Source organism: Anaerococcus octavius (assembly GCF_900445265.1).
Taxonomy (GTDB): domain Bacteria; phylum Bacillota; class Clostridia; order Tissierellales; family Peptoniphilaceae; genus Anaerococcus; species Anaerococcus octavius.
The window spans coordinates 660,458-672,470 of the sequence record NZ_UFTA01000002.1; the positions used below are offsets into that span (position 1 = coordinate 660,458).

Sequence of the window (12,013 nt, forward strand, 5' to 3'; positions counted from 1 at the left end):
CACCTACTTAGCTTCTTCTGGTTTTGTTGTCATCAGCTTATATAGCATGGTATCTTTAGGGAATTTATCAATAAATGGAACAATAGTATTTCCGAAAAATAAGAGTCCCTCACCTGCGTTTGAATTAGTAATATAGTTTAACTGATAAGGCGATATTTTTAATTTCTTAGCAAGAATATCTCTATCTCCAGATGCTTGATTTAACATTAGAACAAAATCTGTATTATCAAAGATATTTTCAATTTCCTGACTTGTTAAAAGGTCTTTTACGTTTTGAGTTATACCTGTTGGAATACCTCCCCATTTTCTAAATCTTTTCCAGATTTCTACTGAATATGAAGCAGTTTGTGGATCTTTTAATAAAAGGTGGAACTCATCTATATAGTATCTTGTAGATTTGCTTCCTCTATTTAGGGAAACCTTGTTCCAAACCTGGTCTTGAATTACAAGCATACCTATCTTTTTAAGTTGTGTTCCTAGCTCTTTTATATCAAAACAAAGCAGTTGCCTATTTAAGTCAACATTTGACCTATTATTAAATACATTAAGACTTCCCTTAACATAAATTTCCATTTCTGTTGCTAGTTTTCTACCAACTCCCTCTTCTTGGGATAGAAGCATATCGTATAAATCTCCTAATATAGGCATATTTTCTGGTTTGGGGTCTTCAAAATACTTTTGATATATCTTTGGTAAGCACCTATCTATAACAGATTTTTCTGCAGCAGTAAGACCAGATCCTCCTACTACAAGTTCAAGCATAAACATTATGAAGTTTGCCTTATCCTTTAAAGGTGCGTCCCCATCTCCATAGTTCATATTTATATCTAGTGGATTTAGATAGTCCTTTGACTTTGCTGAAACTTTAATAACTTCTCCATTAAATTGTTTTACAAGGTTTGAATACTCGCCCTCAGGATCACAAATAATTACATCATCGTCTGTTACAAGAATTGCATTTGCCATCTCTCTCTTTGCTGAGAAAGATTTACCAGAACCTGGTGTACCTAATATTAATCCGTTAGGGTTCTTTAGTTTCTTCCTATCTGCCATAATCAAGTTTTGGCTAAGGGCATTTAAGCCATAATACAAGGAATTTGCCGAATCAATAAATAGCTCTTCTGTTGTAAAAGGCATAAATACTGCCGTTGATGATGAAGTTAAAAATCTTTTTATCTCGACTTGGTTAACTCCTAAAGGTAAGACAGAAACAAGTCCTTGCTCTTGTTGGTGAGATAATCTTTTTACCTGACAATTATGTCTATTTGCAATTGATGAAATTTGAGCAATAGTATTTTCTAATTTTTGATTAGTCCTAGCAAAATTCATCATTACTATAGATACTACAAAGAGCCTTTCATCTCTATTTTGTAAGTCAGATAACATGGACTTAACATCAGCCCCAAAAGTATTTATATCTGAAGGAATAATATCCATATCATATCCAGCACGAATTGCTTTCTTTTGTTCTTCAATTTTCATTCTGTCTAGGTCTGTGTTTTTTCTCTTAATGAGTTTAATGGCTTCTGCTTGTTCAACTACATCTATATGAAAAGCTACATAAATATTGTCATCAATATCTAAAAACTCAGATAGCATTCTGTCTGATAGCTCACTTGCTAGTATTTGAAAATGGCTTACTGCCCCAATATATTTTCCAAATTTAAAATTATTTGCTGGTGCAAAATTAAAAATATTAGGAGTTATATGTGATTTTGTAGACTCTTTCTTCTTCAAATCTTTAAATGAAAAATCAAAGTTCTTGTCTGGATTTAACATATCGTGAACAAGTCTTAGTCTTTCTTCTCCATCAAGACTTTCTGCTCTTACTCCCATAGATTTAAAGTTGGATAAAATATCTACTTTAAGTCTATTTAACTTTGCTCTTGCTTGCTCTAGGTTATCGGCTTCTGTTGTAAAGGTTATATACTTCATCTTTTTAAGTCCGTTATTTCCCTTTGCAAGTTGAAGCTTTAACATCTCCCTAAACTCTTTTCTTACATCGTCATAGAAGTCTCCCTTATCAGCAATTTTAATTGCGTCTTGTAGGTCTTTATTTCTTCCTAATTGATTTACATACGAAAGTTCAATGTGGACACTCGGATCAAAAGAATTTAAAAAGTTGGCAAATTGGTTAAAGATTAAATCTCTATCTTCTTCCAATGCCAACTGGTAATTTATATCTTGAAATGAAATTGTCTTTGAATAATTTTTTTCATCTAACTGGCAAATGCCCTCTGGTAACATTCTTATATATGGAATTGTATCCTCAACAGTAAATCTCTTTTTCTCTTTCTTTAAAAGTACACTTAGAAGACTATTTGTCGGATCTTTCTTTGTTTTTAGCCTTCTTACTTCCTTTCGGTCTTTTTTTAATTGTTTTTCCCTTAGATTTAAGTCGCTGATTTGCTTTTTTCTTTGCTTCAAGGTATGCCTCCTTTCTTATTCTCTTAGTTGGTTGATAAAACTTATGAAGATAGAAAAATTTAAAATATTTTTCAAAGGTTAAGGTGTCTTTTTCATATAAGGTTATAAAAAAGATTGGCAGGGTTACTATTAGCATTACAATGATTGAAACATCATTAGGTAGATATTTCTTTATAAATAAATAGGTTGGTATGCCAATTAGTCCTGCCACAGAAAAACCTATAAGTTGTCTTTTGGTTAAGTTAAAGGCAACCTTTGTTTTAATCTTGTCCAAATCTTTTGGTATTGGTACATACGCCATTTTAATCTCCCTCTACTTCTTCTTTGGAAAGTTCAAGTATATGGTCATAATTAGATGTTGTTTCCTCTTCTAGGTAGCTAATTCTTTCTTCTAATTCTTCTTGTTTTTCTTCATTTCTGTCATTGTATTCTCCTTGATACATAACAAATTCATTGTGACATCTTCCGAGTCGATTTATTCTCCTCTTTAAGTTTCTAATCTCTTCATTTCTTTTTTTCTCTTTTAAGAATTCATAAGTTCCTCCAAATAAAATTCCAAGTCCCAATAAAGCACAATTTTTCTTTTTTAACATTTATTCCTCCTAGTGCGTATTCATAATACTTTTTGCAACTGTTCCACTCTTAAACATCATAAGTCCAAGTAGTAGAGCATATCCTAATATACTAAACAAGCTTGCGTGAATATCTGTAATCTGTACCGTCCTTATTAAAACGGTGTAGATACCTAAACATATCATCAAAAACAAACCTTGTAGTCCCAAGGCAAAAAGTCCCTTGATATAATTTGTTCCAATCTGACCCCATTCTTTATTTCCCATAGTCGCAAATGGTATGGATGATACTGATGAGTAGACATATATTTCAAACATACGCCCATATACTATTAAGGTAATAGTTAAAGATATACATTGAATTGCAATCCTTACAAGGCTTGTTTCAACTAATATCATTAAAAGCTCACCTATTTCTTTTTCTTTTAATGTATCAACCATTGCAACTATCTGATCTCCTGAAACAGTGGCAGAAGTAGTGATTACCCCTGCCGCTTTGTTTACAAGATTTTGTGCCACATCAAAGACTGCCATTGAAAATTCAAAGGCATGGCTTGCAAGGTAGACTGCTATAAACATCTTTATAATGTATTTGAAAAACTCAAAAGTATCTGTATCGTGCATATTATTCTTTTGCATAACCATATTTATGAGTTCAATACATAAAACTGCCGTTATAATAAGACCTGCTATTGAAACAATCACATTATCATTAATGTTTTTTATGAAGTTATATACTTCTCCATTCCAACCCATTGGTGTCTTCCCAACATCAGTTGCAATAACTCCTACCTTGTCATTTATATCTAAGAACATGGACTCAAGATTTGCTTTGATACCTCCGAGTAGCATATCCTTAAAAAATTCAGTTAGCTTGTCAAAGATACCAAACATAGACTTTCTCCTAATTTAAAATATTTGCAAGTAGTGGAATTAATTTAATACCAATTAGTACAATTCCTCCACCAGCCATAAGCTGCTTAATACCTTGAGATTTAGCACCAGGGTTATCATTACCATAACCTTCCATTAAGTTAATAACTCCCCATGCTCCTAAACCTGCACCAATTGCAGTTACAAGTGTCTTTAAAACTCCAACTCCTGCTGTAAAAAATTCCATATTATTCCTCCTCGTTTTCTTTCTCTTTATTTTCTATTTTGTTTAGTGATTTAACTATAAAATTCTTGTAGACCTTATCTCCTTTTTTATTTTCTTTGAAATATCCAAAGACGTGGATCAGATCTCCTTTATTAAATTCTTTTACAATTTCTACCTTTTCTCCATATACTGAGCAATTTGTATATTCTTTGCTCTTGCCATATTTTTTAACAAGAGCAAAATTTGCTACTTGAACATTTTCTTCATCTTTTTCAAATTCTGAAAATTCAGCTTCCTTAACTAAATTTGCATTAATATTTATCATTTCTCTATCCATTAATTTCTTCTCCTTAATCTATAAATTTCAATTAAAAAAGCGACTGAACTTATATTTCAATCGCTAAATGCCTTATATATTAAATTGTTTTAGTGGGACTTCTTATCCTTACCATTTTAGCCTCCTAATTTTGAGTATAAAAAAAGACGATAGAATTTTTAATTTCTATCGCCTAACATTTATTACCTTTTAAATTTTATATGAAATATCTGATCTTCCACATTAATTATATTATAATATTCCTGCTTATGTTTATTAAAATATTTATCATAACCATCCTCTAAATGATAAATCAATTTTAATATCAAAAATATGAAGTCCCATGGATATAATTTTTCTGCCACTGGAAGCCTAACTACATTCTTTTCATTACTTTGAGATTTATTATTTAATCCTAAATGCAAATGTTGTTTTTCATGGAATATTTTTTCATATCCTTGTATATCAAAATCAATTCTCATATAATTTTCTACATCTTCAATTATATTATTTATATCACAATTATTCTCATCTATCTCATTATTTAATGAAGGTATAAAAGATAAATTATAACGACTTATCTCACCATCGCTACTAAATGCATAATACATTGATATCATTGATTCATCTTGTATTAAAATTTGATAATTTCTACTGCTAAGACATCTATTATATAATTCATAATAATTCTTATAAGTGAACTTGCCAGATAATTCACCTATGTAATCATTTCTTATTTTAGGAGTATTATGGCTTAAGATTAAAGGTATACTACTTAATCTCCATAATTCTTTAAATTGTCCAATAACTATATTATAATCGCTCATTTCATTCCTTATTAATATGTTTTGCTAACAATTTTTTTATGACATCTTCTGGCAAGTTATCAAGCATTTTTTCAATATTGGTAGTTGTGGTGTCTATTTTTTCTTCTTCTGCACTCAAAAGTTTTATCTTCTTTAACTCTTCATCTGTTGGTGATTTATATTCCAACATATAGTTATTATTTCTTACTTTCTGGATTTCAGATTTAAAATCATCCATATTTTGACCTAATAACCAAACTAGCCACTTTGATCTAGTCATAGCTGTAAAAATCTTATTTCTATTCAAACTATTTCTTGAAGATAAAGGTACTGAATTGCAATTTATTATTATTACTAAATTAGCTTCATTTCCCTTTGCTCTATATATTGATGTAAATATCAGTTCATTTTCAATTGTCGTTCTATTAGGCGTGTTCTTATCCATTAACCTTACTCTAATGTTATTTTCATATTGATTGTGACTTAATTTTTCATAAAATATATTCGAAAAATTTTTATGATTTTTTCGTAAATATCTTTCATCTAAATCAATAATCATAATATCTGATGGAAGCACATCTTCGTTATTTACAAAATTAATTATCATATCTGATAAATATTTATATTGCTCTTTTTCATTTTTAAATTCCAATGGATCAGGAATACTAATATCAGATTTTTCTTCATCTCTATACAAGCAAACTAAACTACCTTTTGAAAAGTCACCATACTTGTTTTTATATCCCATATCTAAAAAATTGGACTCTTCTACATAATTAACTAAAGGATTTTCTTCATTTTCCACATCTCTATATATTCCTAATCCTATGGCATGTGCTGTAGTTAACACTTCAACTGTAGTTCTATATGATATTTTCAAATTAATGTCTTTACATTTTTCTTCATTTCCAAATATTTCTATTTTTGATGGTATTGTAGTTTCTTCTTTTAAGGATTGTAATTCATCATAGGCATAGATCAAGAATCCAGATTTTTTTGTATTTAAGACACCATCTGTTTTAGTTCTTAAAGAACTCAAGCATAAATGAAAAAAATTAATACCAAAATCTTGTGCTTCATCAACAAATACATAATCGTATAATCCCTCAAATCCAGTACTTTTTAGATATTCATTTAACTCTTTACAGGTATATTCAAATGGATCTATTAAGTTTTCCGATAAATCTTTTGCTTCATTAAACGTCCTTCTTTTAAAATTATTTCTATCACACAAATCCGAATAAAATCCTTTAGTATTTCCACCCCATGCATGTAAGATATTAACTTTACTCATATCAGGTTCACCATATCTATCATAATCTCTATAAAAAGATTCAAATTGCTTAATTAAGCTACTTTTTAATGATATGGTATAGAATACAAAAGCAAGATTTAAATTTGGATTATTATAATGTAAAAATGCCAATTTTTTTAACATTAATATTGTCTTTCCACTGCCAGCTAATCCTCTTATTCGTTGGTGAGATTCTATGGGTGTGTGTACCATATTGAATTGTGTTGAATCATACTTCCCAATAAAAGTATTTCTTTTCTTTATTTGAGCTCCTAGTGAGTTTTGATGTAGTATTTCTCTTTGATCATCCTTTGTCAAATTATAGGATTTTTGAATAGCTCTATTAATTTTTAATATTTCTTCATCACTAAATAAAACCTTTATAAATAAATTTTCATTCATATATTCACTAATGATTGAAAGATCAATAAATCTAATATATTTGTCAAAATTCATACTAATCATCATCAAGCTACTATCATTTGTTATATGATTTAAAAAACATGATGCAAAAGTATTTTTTTCTTCTTCATGTTCATATAATATAAGTATCCCATAACAAGTTATAATAAAACCTTTTACATATTCTTTATGATCTGATTCATCTATTATTGGATACCCATAATATATATCATACGATATGTCTAACTCATCAATATATTGGATTAATAACTCAATTCTTTTTGCAGTTTGTGAACTAAGATATTTTAAACTCCCAAATTTTTCACTCATAATTGGTTTTCCTCTTTCTAAAAACATGAAATTTTATAGTCATTACATTAATCCTATTATAGCAAATTTACGTAATAAATAATAATTAGTTTCATAGTTAGTATATTCTTGTAATCAAATTATTTCTATTTAATTTTACTTTATCTTTTTTTTCAAAAAATCCTCTACATCAAACAAATTTTTCTTATCATAATCTTCCAATAACTTGTAATTCTTATGTTTTGTAATATCAAATTTATAAGACAAGAAAGGTCTTACTCCTCTTAGTTGGTATAGCATTTACCACCATCCTTTACAGTTATTTCATCTTGACTCATAAGTTTATTACCTGTCTTTTGGTAATTTAGATCAAAAGATTTTTGATTTGATCTTGTTTCTGATGTGTTATATAAGTCTATGGTTTCTTTTCCTAAAGTTTCAGATAACTCTTTTACTGTTGTTTTTTCCTTTCCTCCTAGAAAGAGTGTAGAGTCACAGTTACCAACTATTGTATCTGCATGGTCTTTATAGATTGCCTTTAATTGAGATTGTGCCTGCAGTATTATGCTTGCTGATATTTCTCTTGAACGAATGGTTGCAATCAATTTTTCAAATTTTGGAATTAAACCTATATTGGCAAACTCATCAAGTAGACACCTAACATGAACTGGAAGTCTTCCACCATACACATCATCTGCCTTATCACATAGTAGATTAAATAATTGAGAATACATTATTGAAACTACAAAGTTAAAGGTATCATCTGTATCTGATATTATTACAAATAAAGCAGTTTTTCCATCTCCAATTTTATCGAGTTCTAATTCATCTTCACTCATTAGCTCTCTAAGCTCTCTTATATCAAAAGGTGCTAGTCTTGCTCCACAAGATATTAGAATTGATTTGGCAGTTTTTCCTGCTGCAAGCTTATATTTCTTGTATTGCTTAACTGCAAAATGACTTGGATCTTTCTTTTCAAGAGCTTCAAAGAGCCTATCAATTGGGTTCATATAGGTTTCATCATCTTCTCTAACTTCACTTGCGTCAATCATATCTAAAAGTGTCTTAAAGTTCTTTTCTTCTTCTGGTGCTTCATAATAGATATAACCGATGAGGGCAGTGTAATATAACTTTTCAGCCTTTACCCAGAAATCTTCTCCTGCCTTTTCTCCATCTCCCTTGGTGTTGGAAATTATAGTTTGGACAAGCTTTAAAATATCTTTTTCACTTCTCAAGTATGCAAAGGGATTGTATTTCATAGATTTTTTAAAGTTTATTGTGTTTAAAATCTTTATGTCATATCCATTTTCATAAAGCATTTTTCCACACTCTAACACAAGTGTGCCTTTAGGGTCTGTTACTACATAGGAAGAATGCATTTGCATTAGATTTGGCTTTACATAAAATCTTGTCTTACCTGATCCAGAACCACCTATTACTAATACATTTTTATTTCTAGCATATTTAGGGTTTTTAGGTCTTGAGTTCATTGTTAGTCTTTCGGTATTAGTTACGAGAACATTGTTTTCAAACTTAGGGTCAATGTATGGAGCAATATCCTTGCTTTCTCCCCATCTTGCAGATCCATACTCTTTACCTTGCCTATATTTCTTTTTATTTTTACCTTTACTATAAACAATTAACTTTACAAGACCAGCAACTGAAATACCTACTAACAAGTCCCTTGGATTAAGGCTTGGTATATAGGATAAAGTTCCTATATCAGAAATTCCCACCATTATTCTATCAATAATATCTCCTCCAACATAAGAATTTATGTGCTTAGAAAAGATATTTCCAATGTAGAAGAATGATAGATAAGGAATGTTTGATAATATAAATTTCTTTGGGTTGTCTATTTTAATTAAGTTTTTAATATCAGAAAGAATGGCTTCTAATATCTTATTCATCGTAGAAACCTTCACTATCTAATAAAATTAGTAGGTAGTGTCTTCCCTTTGGTGTTATAAATGTTTGTATGCCTACAAGTGTACCTAGTGGATCAGCCCATTCCTTGACTTCAAAATATCCCTTGTTCTTATCTGCATAAGGTAAGAGTTTTTTTTCTTATTTCTATAAATTAATCCCTTATCCATTAGAAAACTTATAAACTGGTTTTGAGGTATTCCTAACTCCTTGGCAGTATTTCTAAAGTTTGTAAGTAGGTTATAATCTACTAATTTGTCATAATAATCTGCCTTTGGTCTTAATACTTCAATTTCTTCTTCTCTTTCAGCAATAATTCTATTGGCTACAAGAATTGCATCTGCAAGTAGCTCTTCATTAGTTTTCTTTTCTTGCCCTACTATATATCCTCCGTTTTTTCTAATACTTGGTAAGACTTCTCTAGTTACCCAAGCTTTGAATATTTTTGCTTGTGATAGTTTTGATGAAAGAATAAGTGAATACAATCCTGATTCGTTAATTATTGAAATATTCTGTATTCCTCCAGGGGTGTTCCATTTCGTTACACCCTTATCTTCCTTCATCTACATGGTCATAAATAGCTTTTCTTGGATTGACATATCCTAGCATAGTTGCTACTTCATTTGCTATAAAGAAAAACTCACCGTCTTTTTCAATAACAGTGAGTTTCCCAAAATTCTTATTTTCAAATATTTTTAAATTACTTATCATAAGCTTTGCTCCTTATGTTTATTTTTAACTTTATCTTTGCTAATGGTGTCCTTAGCCATATCTTTAAACTTATTTATTGTCTTCGTTATTGAATCTTTTCTATCGGTCTTTCTTTCAGAAGCCTTAACTGCTTTTTTAAAGGCGTGTTCCATTACCTTTATATCCTTAGATTGAAAAAACACAGAGTAGTTACCAGTTTCCTTATCTTTCATAACAGAAAACTTCACTCCGTATTTATTTAAAATTTTCTTTAATTCTTTTAACTCAGGATCTTTTAGATTGATTTCTTCTAACTGTCCCTTTTTAACCATATCCTTTAGCTTTACTTCTTCTCCGTTATTTTTTATTACATTTTTCAAGCCTCCTTGTTCTTCTATTTGCTTGTGTACTTTCTTTAAGGCATCAAGAATTGCTTTACTTGTTGCTTTTGCAAGTCTTACTTCAAGATTAAGACTCGACCTAGATACTTCTTCATTAATCATCTATTCCACCTCCATATAAAAGTAGCTCTTTGTATTTTCTTAACTTCTCTTGTTGGATTTTTCTTCTAAAATCTTCTCCCGTAACTTTAACTGGTATTGTCATTTCAAGTATTCTTGAATATATCCTCTGATACTCAAGGTCAATATTAGGATTTTGAATAATTTCCAATGATAAGTTTGTAGTAAAAATTGTCGGCCTACCCTTTAAGTATCTTGAGTTTATAATGTTATATACTTGTTCTCTTGCGTAAGATGTGTCCCTTTCAATTTCAAGATCATCTAATATTAACAATGGAATATTAGAGAGGTTATTGATAATTTCATTTGAATCTAGCTTAAATGCAGATTTTTGTATTTGATTTATTACTTGAGATAAATTCATAATCTTAACTTTAACTTGCTTTCTTTCGATTAATTCATTTGCAATTGAACAAGCAAGATAAGTCTTTCCACTACCAACATCGCCATAAAATAAAAGTCCTACATTGTCTTTCTTCATTTGTTCAAAGCTTTTGGCGTAATTATAAGCAACCTTATAGGCTTGTCCCTTTTCACTTAGGAATTTCTCAAAGTTATATTCGTGTTGGAGCGACGATGAGAAGCAACCTCTTTTAAGTGTTGATATTTTCATCAGTCTTTCTCTTTCTTCATTTTCCTTATCTCTTTTTATTTCACATTCACATTTAATTCTGGGAATAAACTTTGCAAATCCAAGGTCAACTAATTCTCCATCTACTCTTTTACCACATACCTTGCAATGGATATGTCCATTTCTTTCAATATCATTTTCTCTTAATACAAAATCTTTTAAGCTTTTCATAAACTCTCTCCTATATCGTAATTCATTTTCCTTGTTGCATTGTCATTAATGTTTTTTGCCTGATCATTAAGATACCAATTAATTATCGTTGCCTTGTGATCTTGATACACTCTGTTATTTGCTTTCATATATGACGACAATCTATCAATGTATTCATTAATTCTACTTCCTAACTCATTTGTTAAGTCCTTATAATCTTCATCAGTAAAAAATATGTTTTTATATATTCCATAAGGCTTTTGTCCCTTACTAAAATCATTATTTCTTAACTCATTATTACTAATATTGTTATAGTTACCTTCCGATTTTCGAACTTCTTGATTTTTTAATTCCATATTATTAAATATGCTCATAAAGTCTTTAACATAAATTCTGTTAGGTTTTCCAAGTCCTTGTCTTTTCTTCTCAATAAGTCCTATTCCTGATTTAATATCAAGCTCAGCTATTAATTTATTTGCTTTTTCACTTGCACAATTAAATTGCTCTTTTATACTTTCAATTGTGTAGTAAATAAAAACTTTTCCATCTTCATCTATCCATCCATTTTTACATGAAAGACCCATTCGATTAAGCATATATGAATACAAAACTTTAGCTTCAATAGAAATGCTCTCAAAAATCTCATCTTCCATTAATACCATAGGCAACCTAATGAAGTTATACATTTCAGATTGCCTATTATAAAAATAATCAAAATTCATTCTTACCTCCTCTCTTTAAAATAAAAAAGAGCAGCCTTATTTAAGCTACTCTTGTAGAAAGTATAAAATGGGTTTTATCTTATTATATTTTTCTTTGTGTCTCCTCATACCAGTTGCAAAACTACTCTTACGTCCATGTAGTTTTTTT

General features: G+C 29.7%; 11 protein-coding genes and 2 pseudogenes. All 13 read right to left on the bottom strand.

What is annotated here, in order from left to right; translation table 11 throughout:
- Positions 1 to 3: 3 nt before the first annotated feature.
- Positions 4 to 2,427 carry a VirB4-like conjugal transfer ATPase, CD1110 family gene (locus DY249_RS03375; RefSeq protein WP_115595183.1) on the bottom strand — a complete coding sequence of 808 codons (2,424 nt, stop codon included), beginning with the start codon at positions 2,425 to 2,427 and terminating at the stop codon, positions 4 to 6.
- On the bottom strand, positions 2,318 to 2,728 hold the full coding sequence (locus DY249_RS03380) for a PrgI family protein (RefSeq protein WP_005956341.1): 411 nt from the start codon (positions 2,726 to 2,728) through the stop codon (positions 2,318 to 2,320). Before DY249_RS03380 ends, DY249_RS03375 begins: the two co-directional genes overlap by 110 nt.
- Before the next feature lies 1 nt (position 2,729).
- On the bottom strand, positions 2,730 to 3,020 hold the full coding sequence (locus DY249_RS03385) for a hypothetical protein (RefSeq protein ID WP_115595184.1): 291 nt from the start codon (positions 3,018 to 3,020) through the stop codon (positions 2,730 to 2,732).
- A 9-nt stretch (positions 3,021 to 3,029) separates the two neighbouring features.
- A complete protein-coding gene (locus DY249_RS03390; protein ID WP_115595185.1) occupies positions 3,030 to 3,893 on the bottom strand; it encodes a VirB6/TrbL-like conjugal transfer protein, CD1112 family in 864 nt (287 codons plus the stop codon).
- A 10-nt stretch (positions 3,894 to 3,903) separates the two neighbouring features.
- The gene (locus tag DY249_RS03395) at positions 3,904 to 4,119 is read right to left on the bottom strand and encodes a Maff2 family mobile element protein (protein ID WP_115595186.1); all 216 of its coding nucleotides are present in this window, start codon (positions 4,117 to 4,119) and stop codon (positions 3,904 to 3,906) included.
- 1 nt (position 4,120) lies between these two features.
- Positions 4,121 to 4,435, bottom strand: a complete 315-nt coding sequence (locus DY249_RS03400) for a single-stranded DNA-binding protein (protein ID WP_115595187.1) — start codon at positions 4,433 to 4,435, stop codon at positions 4,121 to 4,123.
- A 182-nt stretch (positions 4,436 to 4,617) separates the two neighbouring features.
- Positions 4,618 to 5,241: a DUF2290 domain-containing protein gene (locus DY249_RS03405; RefSeq protein WP_115595188.1), complete on the bottom strand. Its 624-nt coding sequence runs from the start codon at positions 5,239 to 5,241 to the stop codon at positions 4,618 to 4,620.
- Position 5,242: 1 nt separating this feature from the next.
- Positions 5,243 to 7,246, bottom strand: coding sequence for a DEAD/DEAH box helicase (locus tag DY249_RS03410; RefSeq protein ID WP_172540052.1), 2,004 nt, complete (start codon positions 7,244 to 7,246; stop codon positions 5,243 to 5,245).
- A 97-nt stretch (positions 7,247 to 7,343) separates the two neighbouring features.
- Positions 7,344 to 9,135: pseudogene (locus tag DY249_RS03415) on the bottom strand (VirD4-like conjugal transfer protein, CD1115 family).
- Positions 9,128 to 9,862, bottom strand: a pseudogene (locus DY249_RS03420) (BRO family protein). The pseudogenes DY249_RS03415 and DY249_RS03420 overlap by 8 nt, the downstream one beginning before the upstream one ends.
- Positions 9,859 to 10,344 (bottom strand): PcfB family protein, encoded by a 486-nt coding sequence (locus DY249_RS03425; RefSeq protein WP_115595190.1) that lies wholly within the window; start codon positions 10,342 to 10,344, stop codon positions 9,859 to 9,861. The pseudogene DY249_RS03420 and the gene DY249_RS03425 overlap by 4 nt, the downstream one beginning before the upstream one ends.
- A complete protein-coding gene (locus DY249_RS03430; protein WP_115595191.1) occupies positions 10,337 to 11,164 on the bottom strand; it encodes an ATP-binding protein in 828 nt (275 codons plus the stop codon). Before DY249_RS03430 ends, DY249_RS03425 begins: the two co-directional genes overlap by 8 nt.
- Positions 11,161 to 11,865 carry a replication initiator protein A gene (locus DY249_RS03435; protein ID WP_115595192.1) on the bottom strand — a complete coding sequence of 235 codons (705 nt, stop codon included), beginning with the start codon at positions 11,863 to 11,865 and terminating at the stop codon, positions 11,161 to 11,163. Before DY249_RS03435 ends, DY249_RS03430 begins: the two co-directional genes overlap by 4 nt.
- Positions 11,866 to 12,013: the final 148 nt, after the last annotated feature.

Excerpts from the sequence above, each read along its gene's own strand:
- DY249_RS03380 (WP_005956341.1), bottom strand. The coding sequence starts at position 2,728 with ATGGCGTATGTACCAATACCAAAAGATTTGGACAAGATTAAAACAAAG.
- DY249_RS03435 (WP_115595192.1), bottom strand. The coding sequence starts at position 11,865 with ATGAATTTTGATTATTTTTATAATAGGCAATCTGAAATGTATAACTTC.
- DY249_RS03390 (WP_115595185.1), bottom strand. The coding sequence starts at position 3,893 with ATGTTTGGTATCTTTGACAAGCTAACTGAATTTTTTAAGGATATGCTA.
- DY249_RS03385 (WP_115595184.1), bottom strand. The coding sequence starts at position 3,020 with ATGTTAAAAAAGAAAAATTGTGCTTTATTGGGACTTGGAATTTTATTT.
- DY249_RS03425 (WP_115595190.1), bottom strand. The coding sequence starts at position 10,344 with ATGATTAATGAAGAAGTATCTAGGTCGAGTCTTAATCTTGAAGTAAGA.
- DY249_RS03400 (WP_115595187.1), bottom strand. The coding sequence starts at position 4,435 with ATGGATAGAGAAATGATAAATATTAATGCAAATTTAGTTAAGGAAGCT.
- DY249_RS03405 (WP_115595188.1), bottom strand. The coding sequence starts at position 5,241 with ATGAGCGATTATAATATAGTTATTGGACAATTTAAAGAATTATGGAGA.
- DY249_RS03430 (WP_115595191.1), bottom strand. The coding sequence starts at position 11,164 with ATGAAAAGCTTAAAAGATTTTGTATTAAGAGAAAATGATATTGAAAGA.
- DY249_RS03410 (WP_172540052.1), bottom strand. The coding sequence starts at position 7,246 with ATGAGTGAAAAATTTGGGAGTTTAAAATATCTTAGTTCACAAACTGCA.
- DY249_RS03395 (WP_115595186.1), bottom strand. The coding sequence starts at position 4,119 with ATGGAATTTTTTACAGCAGGAGTTGGAGTTTTAAAGACACTTGTAACT.